14 protein-coding genes are annotated in these 17,392 nt (G+C 71.7%); 8 read left to right on the top strand and 6 right to left on the bottom strand.

Translation table 11 applies throughout. From position 1 onward, the window contains the following. Nucleotides 1-32 precede the first annotated feature (32 nt). Nucleotides 33-512 (bottom strand): (2Fe-2S)-binding protein, encoded by a 480-nt coding sequence (locus tag FHU30_RS03580; protein ID WP_253871391.1) that lies wholly within the window; start codon nt 510-512, stop codon nt 33-35. A 160-nt stretch (nt 513-672) separates the two neighbouring features. On the opposite strand from FHU30_RS03580, the gene glgX reads away from it, so the two are divergent. The 4 genes from glgX (at nt 673) to FHU30_RS03560 (ending at nt 8,234) form a co-directional block, all read left to right on the top strand. Then, entirely contained in the window at nt 673-2,784 is a 2,112-nt protein-coding gene (gene glgX / locus FHU30_RS03575) for a glycogen debranching protein GlgX (RefSeq protein WP_253871383.1), read from the top strand. Beyond that, nucleotides 2,777-5,272 carry an alpha-amylase family glycosyl hydrolase gene (locus FHU30_RS03570; protein ID WP_253871377.1) on the top strand — a complete coding sequence of 832 codons (2,496 nt, stop codon included), beginning with the start codon at nt 2,777-2,779 and terminating at the stop codon, nt 5,270-5,272. Before glgX ends, FHU30_RS03570 begins: the two co-directional genes overlap by 8 nt. After that, the gene (gene treZ, locus FHU30_RS03565; protein WP_253871366.1) at nt 5,269-7,290 is read left to right on the top strand and encodes a malto-oligosyltrehalose trehalohydrolase; all 2,022 of its coding nucleotides are present in this window, start codon (nt 5,269-5,271) and stop codon (nt 7,288-7,290) included. Before FHU30_RS03570 ends, treZ begins: the two co-directional genes overlap by 4 nt. Before the next feature lie 272 nt (nt 7,291-7,562). Next, complete coding sequence (locus tag FHU30_RS03560; protein WP_019629095.1) at nt 7,563-8,234, top strand: response regulator transcription factor; 672 nt, start codon at nt 7,563-7,565, stop codon at nt 8,232-8,234. Nucleotides 8,235-8,266: 32 nt separating this feature from the next. Here FHU30_RS03560 and FHU30_RS03555 read toward each other — a convergent pair whose 3' ends face one another. Further along, a complete protein-coding gene (locus FHU30_RS03555; RefSeq protein ID WP_253871364.1) occupies nt 8,267-9,166 on the bottom strand; it encodes a hypothetical protein in 900 nt (299 codons plus the stop codon). A gap of 465 nt (nt 9,167-9,631) precedes the next feature. Between FHU30_RS03555 and FHU30_RS03550 the strand changes: the two genes are divergently transcribed. Beyond that, nucleotides 9,632-10,909, top strand: a complete 1,278-nt coding sequence (locus FHU30_RS03550; protein ID WP_253871362.1) for an ATP-binding protein — start codon at nt 9,632-9,634, stop codon at nt 10,907-10,909. Nucleotides 10,910-10,967: 58 nt separating this feature from the next. On the opposite strand, the gene FHU30_RS03545 is transcribed toward FHU30_RS03550, so the two are convergent. Then, nucleotides 10,968-11,612 carry a GtrA family protein gene (locus FHU30_RS03545; RefSeq protein ID WP_253871360.1) on the bottom strand — a complete coding sequence of 215 codons (645 nt, stop codon included), beginning with the start codon at nt 11,610-11,612 and terminating at the stop codon, nt 10,968-10,970. Between the two features lie 296 nt (nt 11,613-11,908). On the opposite strand from FHU30_RS03545, the gene FHU30_RS03540 reads away from it, so the two are divergent. Then, entirely contained in the window at nt 11,909-13,114 is a 1,206-nt protein-coding gene (locus tag FHU30_RS03540) for a 5-(carboxyamino)imidazole ribonucleotide synthase (protein WP_308211172.1), read from the top strand. Further along, a complete protein-coding gene (gene purE, locus FHU30_RS03535) occupies nt 13,111-13,605 on the top strand; it encodes a 5-(carboxyamino)imidazole ribonucleotide mutase (protein ID WP_253871357.1) in 495 nt (164 codons plus the stop codon). Before FHU30_RS03540 ends, purE begins: the two co-directional genes overlap by 4 nt. Before the next feature lie 311 nt (nt 13,606-13,916). Here purE and FHU30_RS03530 read toward each other — a convergent pair whose 3' ends face one another. After that, on the bottom strand, nt 13,917-14,786 hold the full coding sequence (locus FHU30_RS03530) for an NAD(P)-dependent oxidoreductase (RefSeq protein ID WP_253871355.1): 870 nt from the start codon (nt 14,784-14,786) through the stop codon (nt 13,917-13,919). Nucleotides 14,787-14,885: 99 nt separating this feature from the next. Here FHU30_RS03530 and FHU30_RS03525 point away from each other — a divergent pair, with 99 nt between their 5' ends. Beyond that, nucleotides 14,886-15,227, top strand: coding sequence for a winged helix-turn-helix transcriptional regulator (locus FHU30_RS03525; RefSeq protein WP_301322701.1), 342 nt, complete (start codon nt 14,886-14,888; stop codon nt 15,225-15,227). Between the two features lie 520 nt (nt 15,228-15,747). On the opposite strand, the gene FHU30_RS03520 is transcribed toward FHU30_RS03525, so the two are convergent. Next, a complete protein-coding gene (locus FHU30_RS03520; protein WP_253871353.1) occupies nt 15,748-16,884 on the bottom strand; it encodes a hypothetical protein in 1,137 nt (378 codons plus the stop codon). Between the two features lie 61 nt (nt 16,885-16,945). Beyond that, a complete protein-coding gene (locus tag FHU30_RS03515; protein WP_253871351.1) occupies nt 16,946-17,356 on the bottom strand; it encodes a CoA-binding protein in 411 nt (136 codons plus the stop codon). Nucleotides 17,357-17,392 lie beyond the last annotated feature (36 nt).

Below are 17,392 nucleotides of genomic sequence, written 5' to 3'. Positions count from 1 at the left end.
ATGCTCGCATGACGCTCCGTTATGGAACAGCGTCAGGCGGCGGTGTCGCGGAGCCAGCGCGAACGCACGGGCGCCGCGATGCGCTCGGCCGCCGCCGGTTCGGCACCGGTGGCCTCGGCGGCGTCACTCACGGTGACGAGAGGACCGTCCGCCGCGCGGGTCTTGGTGGGGCCGAGCGCGACCGGGACCGGGGCGGAGGCGACCGGGGCAGCGGCGACGGGGACCGGGGCGGGGGCGGCACCGACCGGCGCGGGCTGGTCCGGGACGCCGAGGGGCGGGACCGGGCAGTCCGCCGGACGGACGGGGGCGAGCGGCCCGCCGGTGATCGCGTCCGCCAGCTCGCTGGCCGTGCTGACCTCGCTGACCAGGGAGTACAGCCGGCGGGTGCAGGAGCCGCAGCCGGGCTTCCAGCCGCAGGCGTCCTTGACCTCGCGCACCCCGCGGCAGCCGCCGTCGACCATGCAGCCGCGCACGTCATCCTCGGTGACGGCGTTGCAGACGCAGACGTACATGCCGGCCGGGCCCTCTCGCGAGTCGGGTAAGGAAAGCCTCAATAAGGTAAGGCATGCCTAATGTAAGCGAAGGATGCCCGGTCTGGCCAGTAGCGTCCGGAACGGTGTGATCTAACCCTCAGCGGGAAAGGCTCCCTCCCAGCGACGGGAGGGGTGACCGGTGGCGCAGGTGTGGCCCGGTGAGGCCAGTCCGCTCGGGGCCCGCTTCGACGGGGCGGGCACGAACTTCGCGGTCTTCTCGGAGATCGCCGAGCGGGTCGAGCTCTGCCTCTTCCAGGACGGCGAGGAGGTGCGGACGCCCCTCACCGAGGTCGACGCGTTCGTCTGGCACGCCTACCTGCCCGGCGTGATGCCCGGACGGGCCTACGGGTACCGCGTGCACGGCCCGCACGACCCGCCGAACGGGCACCTCTGCAACCCCGCCAAGCTGCTGCTCGACCCGTACGCGCGCGCCGTCGAGGGCGCCGTGGACTGGGACCAGACGTGCTTCGGCTACACCTTCGGTGACCCCTGGTCCCGCAACGAGGCCGACTCGGCCCCGCACATGCCGCGCTCGGTCGTCGTCAGCCCCTACTTCGACTGGGGGGACGACCGGCCGCCGCGCACCCCCTACGACGAGACGGTGATCTACGAGGCGCACGTCAAGGGCCTCACGATCGGGCACCCGCAGATCCCGCCCGAGATCCGCGGGACGTACGCGGGGCTCGGGCATCCGGCGATGATCGAGCACCTGGCGAAGCTCGGCGTCACGGCGGTCGAGCTGATGCCGGTGCACCAGTTCGTCCACGACGACCGGCTCGTCCGGCGGGGGCTGCGGAACTACTGGGGCTACAACACGATCGGCTTCTTCGCGCCGCACAACGAGTACTCCTCGTCCGGCCACCGCGGCGAGCAGGTGCTGGAGTTCAAGGCCATGGTGAAGGCCCTGCACGAGGCGGGCATCGAGGTCATCCTGGACGTCGTCTACAACCACACCGCCGAGGGCAACCACCTGGGGCCGACGCTCTCGTTCCGGGGGCTGGACAACGCGTCCTACTACCGGCTCGTGGACGACGACCCCCGCTACTACATGGACACCACCGGCACCGGCAACAGCCTGCTCATGCGCAGCCCGCACGTGCTCCAGCTGATCATGGACTCGCTGCGTTACTGGGTGACCGAAATGCACGTGGACGGGTTCCGGTTCGACCTCGCCGCGACCCTCGCCCGCGAGCTGCACGAGGTGGACCGGCTGTCGGCGTTCTTCGACCTCGTCCAGCAGGACCCGGTCGTCTCGGTGGTCAAGCTGATCGCCGAGCCGTGGGACGTCGGGGAGGGCGGCTACCAGGTCGGCAACTTCCCGCCGCTGTGGACGGAGTGGAACGGCCGCTACCGCGACACCGTCCGCGACTACTGGCGCGGCGAGTCCGGCATGCTGCCCGACTTCGCGTCCCGGCTGACCGGCTCGTCCGACCTGTACGCCGACGACGGCCGCCGCCCGGTCGCCTCGATCAACTTCCCCACCTGCCACGACGGCTTCACCCTGCACGACCTGGTCTCCTACGACCGCAAGCACAACGAGGCCAACGGCGAGGACGGCCGGGACGGCACCGACGACAACCGCTCCTGGAACTGCGGCGAGGAGGGCCCGACGACCGACCTGGACGTCCTGACCCTGCGCGAGCGGCAGAAGCGGAACCTGCTGGCCACCACGTTCCTCGCGCAGGGCGTCCCGATGATCGCGCACGGGGACGAGCTCGGCCGCAGCCAGCGCGGCAACAACAACGCCTACTGCCAGGACAACGAGATCTCCTGGATCGACTGGGACGGCGGCCTCGCCGAGCACTTCCCGCTCGTCGACTTCGTCGAGCGCCTCGCCGGGCTGCGCCGCGCGCACCCGGTGTTCCGGCGCCGCCGCTTCTTCGAGGGCCGTGGCGAGTCGTCGAACGGCCTGCCGGACATCGCCTGGTTCACCCCGGACGGGACGGTCATGACGGACGACGACTGGAACGCCGGGTTCAGCAAGTCGCTCGCCGTGTTCCTCAACGGCGACGCCATCCGCGAACCGGACCGGCGCGGCGAACCCGTCCGGGACGACTCGTTCCTGCTGCTGTTCAACGCGCACTTCGGCGACCTCGGCTTCACCCTCCCGCCGGGCCGCTTCGGCGCCATGTGGGCCAAGCTCCTCGACACCGCCGACCCGCTGCTCGCCGACCCCGCGTCCACGATCAGCAAGGCCGGCGAGACCACCCGGGTGACCGCCCGATCCGTGCAGGTGCTCCGCCGTGTCTGACCCCGCGCAGCCGCCGAGCGGCACCTACCGGCTCCAGCTCCGCGCGCCCGGCTTCCGGTTCGCCGAGGCGGCGGCGCTCGCGCCCTACCTCAAGGACCTCGGCGTCTCGCACGTCTACCTGTCGCCGGTGCTCCAGGCCGCGCCCGGCTCGACGCACGGCTACGACGTCGCCGACCACGGCCGGATCTCCGCCGAACTGGGCGGCGAGGACGCCTTCGTCGCGATGGTCCACCGGTTCCACTCGCTGGGGCTGCGGGTGCTGCTCGACATCGTCCCGAACCACATGGCGTTTTCCGGTCCGGCTGTAGAGTCCGTCCTCGCGGACGGGCCGAAATCCCCGTACGCGCACTGGTTCGACGTGGACTGGGACGCCGGCGGCGGGCGGCTCGTCCCGCCCGGCGAGGGCGAACCGAACTACCGCCGCTTCTTCGACATCTCCGGCCTGATCGCGCTGCGCCAGGAGGACCCGTCCGTCTTCGACGCCACGCACGACCTGGTCGTCCGGCTCGTCCGGGACGGCCTGGTCGACGGCCTCCGCATCGACCACCCGGACGGCCTCGCCGACCCGCACGGCTACCTCCGCCGCCTCTCCGACCGCATCGACCCGGGCCGCGACGGCGGCCCCTGGGTGCTCGTCGAGAAGATCACCGCGCCGGGCGAGGAGCTGCCCGCGGGCTGGCTCTGCGCGGGCACGACCGGCTACGACGCGCTCGGCACGGTCGGCGGCCTCTTCCTCGACCCCGCCGGCGAGGAGCCTCTGACCGCCACCTACTCCCGCTTCACCAGCAGCGCGCCCGGCTCCACGGACGGCGCGCCCGAGTTCGCTACCGGCGCGTCCACTTCGGCTACCGGCCCGTCCGGTTCGGTTGGCGGCGCGTCTGGCTCGGCTGGCGGCGCGTCCGGCTCGGCTGGCGGCGCGTCCAGTTCGGCTAACGGGGCGTCCGGTTCGGCTGGTGGCGCGTCCGGTTCGGTTAGTGGCTCGCTCGGCTCGGTTGGCGGCGCGTCCGGTTCGGCTAGCGGCGCATCCGGCTCGACTGGTAGCGCGTCCGGCCCGGTTGGCGGATCGGCGGGCTCGGTTGGCGGATGGACGGGCGTGGGCGGCGACTCGTCCGGTTTCGCCGAGGTCGAGTGGGAGGCTCGGAATCTGGTGGCCGAGGAGGGGCTGCGGCCGGATGTTGAGCGCCTGCATCGCGTCCTGGTCCGGTCGCGGCCGGGGGACGACCCGGACGCCTTGCGCGAGGCCATGGTCGAGCTGCTGGTCGCCATGCCCGTCTACCGCGCTTATGTCGTGCCCGGTGAGGGCCCGACCGAGCAGGCCCTTCGCGTCCTGGACGAGGCGGCGCGGCGCTGCCGCTCGCCGCTGGTCCCGGCCGTCGTGCGCGAGGCGCTGTACGGCGACCCCGAGTTCGTCGTCCGGTTCCAGCAGGTAAGCGCGCCGCTGGCGGCGAAGGGCGTCGAGGACACCGCGTTCTACCGCTGGTCCCGGATGGCGTCGCTGAACGAGGTCGGCGGCGACCCGACCCGCTTCGCCGTCGCTCCCGCCGACTTCCACGCCTACTGCGGGGGCGTCGCCGCCGACTGGCCGCTGACCATGACCACGCTGTCCACGCACGACACCAAGCGGCAGGAGGACGTCCGCGCCCGGCTGGCCGTGCTCGCCGAGATCCCGGACGAATGGGACGCCACGGTCACCGCCTGGCATTCGCCGTCCTCTCCGCTCGAACCGGACCTCGAATACCTGATGTGGCAGACGCTCGTCGGCGCCTGGCCGATCACCGAGGAGCGGATGCGCGGCTTCCTGACCAAGGCGATGCGCGAGGCCAAGACCGCCACGAACTGGATCACACCGGACGAGGCGTACGAGCGCGCCGTCCTGGACTACCTGCACGGCGTCCTGGCATCCGAGACGACCGACGAGATCACCCGGTTCGTCGCGCGCCTCGAACCCCGGACGCGCTCGAACGTGCTGAGCCAGAAGATCGTCCAGCTCGCCATGCCCGGCGTCCCGGACCTCTACCAGGGGTGCGAGCTCGTGAGCCTCTCCCTGGTCGATCCGGACAACCGCCGCCCGGTCGACTACGGCCGCCGCCGGACCCGCCTGACCCGGCTCGACAACAACGGCGCCCCCGGCGGCCTCGACGACGAGAAACTCCTGGTCACGTCCCGGACGCTCCGCCTGCGCCGCGACCACCCGACCTGGTTCGCCCCGGCGGGCCGACCGCCTCCCTACGAGCCGCTGGCCGCGATCGGGCCCGCCGCCGAGCACGCCGTGGCGTTCCGCCGCGGCCGCGCCGCGGTCATCGCCACCCGGCTGCCCGCCGGGCTGGAACGCCGCGGCGGCTGGGCCTCCACCGTCCTGGACCCGGGCGGCGACGGCCACTGGCGCGACGTCCTCACCGGCTACGTCCACCAGGGGCCGCTGCTGGACCTGGCCGCCGTCCTCGATCGGATGCCCGTCGCCCTGCTCGTCCCGGAAGATCTGGCATGACGCGTTTCTCGGTCTGGTCCCCGTCCGCCCGCAAAGTCGCCGTCGCCCTCCCTGAACGCCGCGAGGAGCTGGCCCCGGTCGGAGACGGCTGGTGGGCTGCGGACATACCGGACGCAACCCACGGCACCGACTACGGCTTCGTCCTGGACGAGCGCGCCGAAGTGCTGCCCGATCCGCGCTCGTTGTGGCAACCCCGCGGCGTCCACGCCCCGAGCCGCGTCTACGACCACGCCCGCTTCCCGTGGACGGACGACCGGTGGCACGGACGCCCGCTCCCCGGATCGGTCCTCTACGAACTCCACATCGGCACGTTCACCCCCGAAGGCACGCTCGACGCCGCCGCGACCCGCCTCGACCACCTCGCGGACCTAGGCGTGGACGCCGTGGAACTGATGCCCCTCGCCGCCTTTTCGGGCCACCACGGCTGGGGCTACGACGGGGTGTGCCTCTGGGCCGTCCACGAGCCGTACGGAGGCCCGGACGCCCTCAAACGCTTCGTGGACACCGCGCACGCGCGAGGCATCGCCGTCGTTCTGGACGTCGTCTACAACCACCTCGGCCCGTCCGGAAACCGCCTGCGGGATTTCGGCCCGTACTTCACCGACGCGTACGCGACCCCGTGGGGCGACGCCATCAACTTCGACCAGGCGGGCGCGGACGGCGTCCGGGCCTTCGTGGTCGAGAACGCGCTCATGTGGCTGCGCGACTTCCGCCTGGACGGGCTCCGCCTGGACGCCGTCCACGCCATCCGCGACCAGCAGGCCGTCCACATCCTGGAGGAGCTGTCCGCCGCCGTGGACGCCCTGGCCGCCCACCTCGGTCGCGCCCCGTACCTGATCGCCGAGTCCGACCTGAACGACCCGCGGCTGATCACCCCGCGCGAGGCCGGCGGCCTCGGCCTCACCGCGCAGTGGGACGACGACGTGCACCACGCCCTGCACGCCCTCCTCACCGGCGAACGCCAGGGCTACTACGCCGACTTCGGCACACCCCAGACCCTCGCAAAGGCGCTGACCAGCGCATTCGTCCACGACGGCGGCTACTCCACCTTCCGAGGCCGCCACCACGGCCGCCCCGTAGACCGCACCCGAACCCCCGCCCACCGCTTCATCGCCTCCCTCCAGAACCACGACCAAATAGGCAACCGAGCCACCGGCACCCGCCTCTCAACCCCCCCACCACCCCCCAGCACATCCACACCGGTCACGTCCGTACCGGTCACGTCTACACCGGTCACGGACGCACCTGGTGCATCCACGCCGAGCACGTCCGTACCGAGCACGGACGCACCCGGCGCGGTGGTGCCGGAGCCGGGCGCGGCGGCTGCGGCTGTGCCGGGCGAGGGCGGCGTGGACATGCCGGCCGGGGAAGGGGCGGGGGCGGAGACGGGCGGGGTGGGGTTGTCGATGGAGCGGCTCAAGATCGGCGCGGCGTTGCTGCTGCTCGGACCGTTCACGCCGATGCTGTTCATGGGGGAGGAGTGGGGCGCGAAGACGCCGTGGTGCTACTTCACCGATCACCGCGAGCCGGATCTCGGACGTGCCGTCACCGAAGGGCGGCGGCGCGAGTTCGCCCGGCACGGGTGGCGGGGCGAGATCCCCGATCCACAGGCTGTGGATACTTTCCGGCGATCCGTCCTCGACTGGACGGAGCCGGACGAGTCGCGCCACCGCGACCTGCTGCGCTGGTACCGGGCATTGATCGCGCTCCGCCGCGCATGCCCCGAGTTCACCGATCCCGACCTGGCGCGCGTCGCAGTCGAGGCCGGCGACACCTGGCTGATCATGCGCCGGGGACGCTTCCGGGTGGCCGCGAACCTCGATGATCACGACACTCTGGATCTCGGCGAGGGCACGCTGGTGCTCTCGTCCGCAACTGCCCCACCTGAGACGATCTCAGGCGAGAAGGTTTCAGATGAGAGCATCTCGTCCGAGAAGGCATCGGAGCGGAGCGAGATCATCCTGCGGGGAACCGGGGTCGTCGTCGTGTCGGACGGTGACGTCCGCCGACCGGGATAACGGCCCGCCAAGTCTCCAAAACGCGTGCATATCCCGACACCGGACGGATGCCATAACCCGTCCGAAATCAGTGCTGGCCGCGCGGCCCCGACCAGCGCGAACGGCACCGCCTCCGCCGACCGGGCGACCAGCTGATCGAGAGGCGGTCCGTACGGGTACTTCCGGCGACGGGAAGATTGTGCGTATTCGAGGATGTACTACGAGTGGCAAACCGCAGGTCAAGAGCGTGGCGGTACCCAGGAAACGTTCATGAATGGCCATACGATCGGTTCATGACCTCAGTACTGCTCGCCGAGGACGACACGTCCATCTCCGAGCCTCTCGCCCGCGCGCTGCGTCGCGAGGGGTACACCGTTGAAGTCAGCCCCGACGGCCCGCAGGCCCTGGAGCGGGCGCTCGGCGGAGGCGTCGACCTGATCGTGCTGGACCTCGGCCTGCCCGAGCTGGACGGTCTGGAGGTCGCCCGCCGAGTCCGCGCGGAGGGCCACGGCGTGCCGATCCTGATCCTGACCGCGCGGGCCGACGAGGTGGACACCGTCGTCGGCCTGGACGCCGGGGCCGACGACTACGTGACCAAGCCCTTCCGGCTCGCCGAACTGCTCGCCCGCGTCCGGGCGCTGCTGCGCCGCGGCAGCACCGAGACGCCGATCGTGCAGGGCGTCCGGATCGACGCCGAGTCCCGCCGCGCCTGGATGGGCGACCAGGAGCTCCAGCTCACCACCAAGGAGTTCGACCTGCTCCGGGTCCTGGTGCGCGACGCCGGGAAGGTGGTCACCCGCGAACAGATCATGCGCGAGGTCTGGGACACCAACTGGTGGGGCTCCACGAAGACGCTCGACATGCACATCTCCTGGCTACGCCGCAAGCTCGGCGACGACGCCGGCAGCCCCCGCTACATCACCACCGTGCGGGGCGTCGGCTTCCGGTTCGAGCGCGGCGACTGACGCGGGCCGAGCGACCCGCGCACCGGCATGGGCTACGCAGAGCGCATTCCCCGCACCACCCGCGCGGGCCGCGACCACCCACGACGAACCCCACACCACCCCACACCGGAAACCCCGCATGCACCACCAGCCACCCGCCCGTCCCGGCAACCCACCAAAGCCGCGGACAGCACCCACGCAAGCACCGCACCCAGCACAACCAGCGTCGCCAACCGCGCGCCCAGCGTCCCTATCCCGAACGGCGCACCCAGCGCCGACGGCGCAAGTGACGCACCCAACGTGAGCGGCGCACCTAATGCCGATGGCGCACCCAGCGCTGAAGGCTCGACCGGCGCATCCAGCGTCGACGGCGTGAGCGACGCTCCTAGCGTGAGCGGGGCGTCCAGCACCAACGGCGCTCCCAGCGCCGATGGCGCGGGTGGCGCACTCAGCACGAATGGCGCGCCCAGCGCCGACGGCGTGAACGGCGCGCCAGATGCCGATGGCGCAACCGGCGCTGAAGGCATGAGCGGCGCACCCAGCGTGAGTGGCGTATCCAGCGCCGACGGCGCGAGGGTCGCTCCTAGCGTGAGCGGGGCGTCCAGCACCGACGGCGCACCCAGCACCGGTGGCGCGGGCGGCGCACCCAGCGCGAACGGCGCATCCAGCGCCGAGGGCGTGCGAGGTGCATCCAACATTGACAACGCGAATAGCGCCCCCAGGGCTGATGGCGCGAACGGCGCTTCCAGCGCTGATGGCGCATCTAGCGTCGACGGCGCGAGCGGTGTTCCTAGTGTGCGCGGCGCGTCCAGCACTGACGGCTTGCGTGGTGCTGATGGCGCGGGTGGCGCGCCCAGCACGAACGGCGCGGCCAGTGCCGACGGGGTGCTCGGCGCTCCCAGCGTGAGCGGCGCATCCAGCGCTGACAACGCGAACAGCGCATCCAGCGGCAACGGCGCGACTGGCGCTCTCACCGCGAGCGGCGCATCTGGTGCCGATGGCGTGAGTGGCGCTCCGCGCGCAAGCGGCGCAACGAGCAGCGATGGCGCATCCGGTGCCGGTGGCACGGAATGTGCGCCCAGCGTGAGGGGCGCTCCTAGCGTGGCGGCGTGTTTGGCGCTGGCGGTGTGAGTGGTGCGGGTGCTGGGGGTGTTCGGTAGGGGGTTGTTGGTTGTTGGGAAGGCGCGGGGTGTTCGGGTCGGGTGACCGGGTCGGGTGGGAAGCGCGTCTGTCAGGCACGCCGTTCGCGGTGTGAGTCACGTCCGTGTGGTGCGCGGGAGCCTTTCGCGTACCAGCCGTCCGAGCCGTCCGGGGGAACGGGGGTCGTCCTCCCCGGCGGCGCGGTCATCGTCCAACCCGTACGGGGGCCGGGCCGTCCCGAGCGGCTCCGGCGCACCGCCTCTCTTCGAGGAGGCCCGATGAGGCGCCGACTGCTCCTGTCGACGCTCGCCGTGGCGATCGTCGCGATCCTGCTACTCGGCATACCCCTCGCCTACGCCAGCAACAAGCTCATCTACGAGGAGGCCAGGCAGTCGCTCGAACGCGAGGCGTCCTCCATCGTCGGCGGCGTCGGCTTCAGCCTGGAGTCCGGCCAGCCGATCACCCGCGACAAGATCGCGCAGGAGTACCCCGGCCGGTACATCGTGATCACGCTGCCCGACAACCGGACCGTCACCGCGGGCACCGCGCCACGCCGTCCTGGGGACCAGCTCACCGCGACGGCGACCGTGTCCGGCGTGCACGTGCAGGTGGCGCAGCCCGCCCAGCAGGTCCGGGACGAGGCGCTGCGGCAGATGCTGCTGATCAGCAGCCTCGCCGCGCTCGGCGTCGCGGTGACCGTCGGACTGGCGATGTTCCAGGCCCGCAAGCTCACCCTGCCGCTGATCGACCTCGCCGAGACCGCCGACCGGCTCGGCACCGGGAACGCCAGGCCGCGCCGCCGCCGCTACGGCATCCCGGAGGTGGACCGCGTCGCGGAGGTGCTCGACAGCAGCGCCGTCCGGATCGCCGACCTGCTCGCCGCCAGCCGCGAGTTCGCCTCGGACGCCAGCCACCAGCTGCGCACCCCGCTGACGGCGCTCACGATGCGGCTGGAGGAGATGATCGAGGCCGCGGACTACCCGGACGTCGTCCGCGAGGAGGGCGTGGCCGCGATCGCGCAGACCGAGCGGCTGGTCGCCGTGGTCGAGCAGCTGCTCGCCCGCGCCCGGCACGACCGGACGGGCGCCGCCGTCGCCGCGCCGATCGACCAGATCATCGCGCAGCAGGTGGAGGAGTGGCGCCCGATCTTCCGCCGGGACGGCCGCGACATCCGGATCATCGGCGAGCAGGGCCTCGTCGGGATGACCAGCCCCGAGGGCCTGTCCCAGATCGTCGCGACGCTGCTGGACAACTCGCTCGTGCACGGCGCCGGCGTCGTCACGATCAACACCAAGCAGGGCGCCAGCTCGGTCGTGGTGGAGATCGGCGACCAGGGCCGGGGCATCCCGCCCGAGCTGGAGCACCGGATCTTCGAACGCAGTGTCAGCGGCGGTCACGGCACGGGCCTGGGGCTCTACCTGGCCCGTTCGCTGGCGGCGGTGGACGGCGGGCGCCTGGAGCTGATCCAGCCGCGTCCGGCGACCTTCGGGATCTTCCTCCGCGAGGCGTCCCAGGCCCGCCTGGCCGAAGAACGCGTCGTCATCGGGCCCGTCTGACCGGCTCCCGCCACGGCCATCCTGCGAGCTGCCGGGGCCGCGCCGTCGAGAGGGCTGCTCAGTGGGCGCGGGTGAACTCGGCCAGGCCCTCGGGTTCGGGGCGGGACGAGTCGAGGGGGTGCGAGTAGTCGCGGGCCGCCGCAGTGCCGGGGGCCGGGGACGAGGCGTGGCCCGGGGACGGGGCGTGGCCCGGGGACGGGGCCTGGCCCGAGGCCGTGTCCTGCGGGGCGGACGCTTCGGGGAGGCCCGTGGCGGGGGCGACCGGCGGGGCGTCCTCGGGCAGGAAGACCCACTTCTTGTAGGCCCAGTAGCGGAACAGGGTGGCGATCGCCGTCCCGATGATCAGGGACGCGTTGTAGGCGATCCAGCCGCGCTGGTCGAGGACGAACTTGGTGAAGCCCTGGATGAGCCAGGTGATCAGCAGGCCGATGCCGTTGAGGACGAAGAAGGTGACGTACTCGCGGCCCATCCCGGTCTGCTCGCGGTGCCGGAACGTCCAGTAGCGGTTGGCGAGGTAGGAGAAGGTCGCGGCGACGACCGTGCCGACACCGGTGGAGGTCAGCTCGCCGACGCCGAACCCGACGTGCAGCACGTTGCCGACACCGGTGGTGATCACGAACGCGAGGGCGCCGATGCTGCCGAACTTCGCGAGCTCGTGCACGATGTGCGCGAACCGCCGGTAGAGCTGGGCGACAAAGCTCACGAAGGGGAACCGTCCTTCCGGACCTCGGCTACAGGCGGTGCGGTCGGCGGCGTCAGGGCCCGGGAGCGGGTGCTCCGGCCGGTGCGCGAACCGTCGAGGCACATCGAGGATAGACGCAAGCGACCTCTGTAGCGTCCGAACATGAACGTTTCACCGTACCCGCACAGTTCCCTTGCGTTCCCCGGACTTGCCCGTCCTACCTGTTCGGACGCGTGGAAAGCCGGGATGGTTCGCCTCCTCCGGTTTCGGTCATGCTCTGAGTCTCCCCGCCGCGCGCGCCCGATACCCTTCTCTGCGTGAGAGACGCAGCTCAGGACGGTAGCGCGGGCCGGACACCGGTGGTCGGAATGGCCGGAGGCGGGCAACTCGCCCGGATGACCCAGCAGGCCGCGATCGCGCTCGGCGTGTCGCTGCGGGTGCTGGCCGGGGCGGCGGACGACTCGGCGGCCCGGGTGACGCCCGGAACGTCCGTCGGGGACGACCGTTCCGAGGCCGACCTGCTGGCCTTCGCCGAGGGCTGCGACGTCCTGACCTTCGATCATGAGCACGTGCCCGGCGCGCACATCGAGGCCGTCGAGGCGTCCGGGGTGCCGTGCCGTCCGGGCGCGGACGCGCTCCGGCACGCGCAGGACAAGCTGGTCATGCGCGAGCGGCTGAGCGCGCTCGGCGCGCCGTGCCCCGCGTTTGCGGCCATTCCGGACGAGACGTCCCTCAAGCGGTTCGCGGACGAGCACGGGCTCCCGCTGGTCCTGAAGGCGACCCGCGGCGGCTACGACGGCAAGGGCGTCTGGGTGATCAAGGACCTGGACGACCCGGCCGTCGCGGAGCTGCTGGCCAGCGGCACCCCGCTGATGGCCGAGGAGATGGTGTCCTTCCGCCGCGAGATCGCCGCGCTGGTCGCCCGCTCGCCCTACGGGCAGGGCGCCGCGTACCCGGTCGTCGAGACCGTCCAGGAGGGCGGGATCTGCGTCGAGGTGATCGCGCCCGCGCCCGGCCTGGACGCCGACCGCGCCGAGGAGGCGCAGCGGCTCGCCCTGGACATCGCCGACAAGCTGGGCGTGACCGGGCTGCTCGCCGTCGAGCTGTTCGAGACCGCGGACGGCCTGCTGGTCAACGAGCTGGCGATGCGCCCGCACAACTCCGGCCACTGGACGATCGAGGGCGCCCGCACCTCGCAGTTCGAGCAGCACCTGCGGGCCGTCCTGGACCTGCCGCTCGGCTCGACCGAGCCGTCCGCCCGCTGGACGGTCATGGCGAACGTCCTCGGCGGCGACGACCCGGACCTGTACTCCCGGTACTTCCATGTGATGGCGCACGACCCGGGGGTCAAGGTCCACTTCTACGGCAAGCACGTCCGTCCCGGCCGCAAGATCGGCCACGTCACCGTCCTCGGCGACGACCTCGGCGACCTGCGGGAACGTGCCCGGCACGCCGCCGACTACCTGCGCTGGGGCACCGCCATGAAGCAGCACACCGCAGCCGTGAAGGAGCACACCGGATGAGCACCCCCGTCGTCGGCGTCGTGATGGGCAGCGACTCGGACTGGCCCGTCATGAAGCTCGCCGCCGAGGCGCTGGACGAGTTCGGCATCCCGTTCGAGGCGGACGTGGTGTCCGCGCACCGGATGCCGCACGAGATGATCGCCTACGGCGCGGAGGCGGCGTCCCGCGGGCTCAAGGTGATCATCGCGGGCGCGGGCGGGGCGGCGCACCTGCCGGGCATGCTCGCGTCGGTGACGCCGCTGCCGGTGATCGGCGTCCCGGTGCCGCTCAAGTACCTGGACGGCATGGACTCGCTGCTCTCCATCGTCCAGATGCCCGCCGGCGTCCCGGTCGCGACCGTCGCCGTGGGCGCCGCCCGCAACGCCGGCCTCCTCGCCGCCCGCATCCTCGCCGCGAGCGACGAGGCCCTGCGCGCGAAGATGGAGTCCTTCCAGGCCGACCTCAAGGCCCAAGCCCAAGCCAAGGGCGCCCGCCTACGCGACTCCCTCTAGCCCGCCTCCGCAACTCCCTCGCGCTAGTCCCTTCCGCGAGTCCGCGAGTCGCTCTAACCCGCCTGCGCGACTCCCTCGAACCCGCCTGCGCGACTCCCTCGAACCCGCCTGCGCGACTCTCTCTAGCCCGCCTGCGCGGATCCTTCGCGCTCGTGCCTTCCGCGAGGCGCTCTAGCCCTTCGAGGGCCTGGGAACTTTTGCTGCGCGTTCTCAGGTCTTCGTTGGGCTCTAGCAACTGTTAGACCCTCTAACGCGAACGGTTATACCCTCTAACGCGAACGGTTATACCCTCTAACGTCGCGTTATAGGCTCTAACGTTTGAGAAGGTCGGTCACGCCTGCGGTGCCCTCGTCGGGGTGGCCGTCCGCCAGGCGGCGCTCCATCAGCGCCATGAACGGGGTGAGGAGTTCGGCGCTGACGCCCTGCTCCTCGGCCGTGCGCAGGAGCGTCGCGTTGCCCTGGACCATCATCGCCAGGTTGGACGTCACGCCCAGGGTGTAGTCGCCGCTCTCCAGCTGGGCGGCGACGCCGTGCACATATCCGGACATGGCGGTCAGCCATTCGACCAGCAGCGGCGCGAACTCCTTCGGCGTGACGCTGGTGCCGCGCATGAGGGCGAACGCGTGCGAGACCCCACCGAACATCGCGGTCATCGCGCTCAGCAGCGCCACGTCGTGCAGCGCCGCCGAGCCGGGATCCTCACCGACGTACCGGGTGCCCGCCGGGACGGCCAGCGCATCCCGGTGCTCCTCGAACAGGACGTCCGATCCGCTGTAGAACACGTACGCGCCGGACTCCGGGACGCCGATCATCGGCGGGACGGCCATGATCCCGCCGTCCAGGTACCGAGCGCCGCGTGCGGTGGCCCACTTGGCACGTTCCCGGGCCTGGCCCGGGGTTCCGGTCGTGATGTTGACGACGTCCTTGCCGGTGAGGTCGGCGTCCGCGAGGGCCTGCTCGACGGACGCGTCGTCCAGCAGGCAGACGACGACCAGCGGGCTCGCCGCCACCGCCTCGGCCGCGGACGCGGCGACCTTCGCGCCCTGAGCGACGAGCGGTTCGGCGCGGCTCGCGGTGCGGTTCCAGACGGTCAGCTCGTATCCGGCGGCCAGCCACGTGCGCGCGAGCGCCGTCCCCATCGCGCCGAGGCCCAGCAGAGTGATCTTGTTGTCGGGGTTCATGCCGTCCACCCTGGCCGGTCGTTCGCAGCACGAACAGTACGCACTTCAAGGTGCGTGGTTACCCTGACGTTAGTGATCAGCGAGGAGGGGGGCGGCGCGATGCGGACGATGCGGCGGCCAGGCGCCTACCAGTGCGGACTGGACGCGGCGATGGACGTGGTCGGGGGCAAGTGGAAGGTGCTCGTCCTGTGGGCGCTGGCCGAGCGCACGCACCGCTTCGGCGAGCTGCGCCGCGCGCTGCCGGGCGTGACCGAGAAGGTGCTGGCGGCCCAGCTGCGCGAGCTGGTCGAGGACGGCATCGTCCACCGCGAGGTCCTGGACGAGGTCCCGCCGCGCGTCGAGTACTCCCTGACCCCGCGCGGCCGCTCCCTCAACGAGGCCCTCGCCCCGCTGGGCGCCTGGGGCCGCGAGAACGTCCTGAACGTCCTGCATCAGCCCTGACCCCCTGCGCCCCCAGCCGAGCCCCCCACATCCACACAGCCCACGCCCACGCCTGAGCGCGCCCCATGCTTAAGCGCGCCCGCGCCTCAGTGCGCGTCCGCCTTGAGTGCGCGTCCGCCCCTCAGTGCGTGCCCACCCTGAGTGGGCGCCTGCGCCTGAGTGCGCGCCCGCGCCTGAGCGCGCCCGCCCCTCAGTGCGCGCCCGCCCCTCAGTGCGTGCCCACCCTGAGTGGGCGCCCGCGCCTGAGTGCGCGCCCGCCCTGAGTGGGCGCCCGCCCTGAGTGCGGGTCCGAGTGCGCGTGCGTCTGAGCGCGCCATGCTTGAGCGCGCCGGTGTCAGAGCGCGTGCGTGTCTCAGTGCGTGCGTGTCTGAGCGCGCCATGCCTGAGCGTGTGTCCGGGGGCGCCTGTGTGTGGGTGCGTGCATGTCTGAGCATGTCCGCGTTCGTGCGGGCACGTGCTTGGGCAGGCGTGTGACTGAGCGTGGCCGCGCCTGGGTGGGGTGGGGGAGGGGGCTTTGGGGTCAGCGGCGGCGGAAGAGGCCTCGGCGTTTGGGTTGGGTCGTGGTGCCGGGGGCGACCGTCAGCAGCGTGGCGATGCCGCGGATGAAGTCGCCGATCTCGGTGGACATGTCGGCGAAGTGCAGGTGGTGGCCCTGGGGTGTCCACTCGCCGAGGATCGCGCCCGGCTCGTGCGTGATCGGGTCGACGGCGTACTCCAGGGTGAAGAAGCGCGTCGAGGACGATCCGTACGGCTGGACCATCGCGGCGTAGTACGCCTCGGCGGCGGCCTCCGGCTCCGGCAGCGTGATCAGCAGGAGCCGGTTGTCGGCCAGCTCGATGAGGTTCCCGCGCAGGCCGTCGGACGGGAGGCGCTCGCCGGCGGGCAGGTCCTCCCCGACGTCCCGCCAGGTTTTCTCCAGTATTCCGGTGAGTTCCCCGGGATCGGTGTTCGCGAGGAGGGACGGCCCGTACTGCTCGGACGCCTCGCGCATCACCGAATGGACGAAGTGGTAATGGTGGCGGCGGAATCCGACCGGGTCGTCCACGGGCTCGGGAATGTCGCCGAGCATCGTCCGGAACTCCTCCGGAAAGGCGAACGTGAGGGACTGCCCGTTGATGCGGGTGAGCTGCTCGCTTTCGCCTTCCCGCCACCAGTAGATGTGCGGGCTCAGGCGGCTCTCGGACGCGCTGAACAGCGCCGCGGTGTCCTCGGCCATGGCCGCTAGCGCGGTCAGGACCGTCCCGCCTTCGATCGGATGCAGCAGCACATGGAACTTGTCCGGGATGGAGAACAGCGCTCCGGCGGCCGGAATCGGTTGCCCGGTCAATTGCCGCGCGACGTCGTCCAGAACGAGAACCCGGCTCGCGGTGAAGGCGTTCGGTCCGGTCATCACGTGGTAGGTGCCGCCCTTGTCGGCGTGCACGACCTCGTGCTTTCCGACCGGCATTCCACTCAGGTTCTGAAAGGCGAGTTCCCATTGCTCCTCGGGCTCGCCGAGCGCGTTCAGGGACGCCTCGTCCAGGCCCTCGTCCCCGGCCAGCGCCATCACCAGGTGGAGGCCGGGCAGGGGCTCGGGCACGTCCTCGGGCGGCTCGGCCAGCTCGTCCGCCGGGAGCAGCATGCCGTAGAGCCTGCCCCGCAGCCCGTCCTCCGCCATCAGCACCTCCGTTGATCAAGTATGCGCCCAGTATCCGCCTACTCGACCGGAGATGCGGCGCTCAGCGGCGCAGGGCCCACTCGACTCCGGGGCAGCGGTCCATGACGACGTCCAGACCGGCGTCCCGCGCCCGCCGCGCGGCAGCCTCGTCGATCACGCCGAGCGGCAGCCAGACCGCCTTCGCACCTGCGGCGATGGCCTCGTCCACGGCCGCCCCGGCGTGCTCGGCCCGCCGGTACACGCCGACGACGTCGATCTCGTCCGGCACCTCGCCGAGCGTCGCGTACCCGCGCTCGCCGAGCACCTCGTCCGCGGCCGGATGAACCGGGACGATCCGCTTCCCGCGCTGCTGCAGCAGCCGGGCCTGGCTGTAGACCTCGCGGTCGGGGTTGTCCCCGAGCCCCACGAACGCCCACGTCCGCGACTCGTTCAGCAGTTTCTTGATCACCAACTGGTCGGCAAAGTCCGTCATGCCCGGCACAACCCCCGGAGCCGCCGCCCGCTTCCC

It is taken from the genome of Actinomadura rupiterrae (assembly GCF_024172125.1).
Lineage (GTDB): Bacteria > Actinomycetota > Actinomycetes > Streptosporangiales > Streptosporangiaceae > Spirillospora > Spirillospora rupiterrae.
Note: the sequence above shows the minus strand (reverse complement) of the source record. Positions and strands in the feature narration are given on the sequence as shown.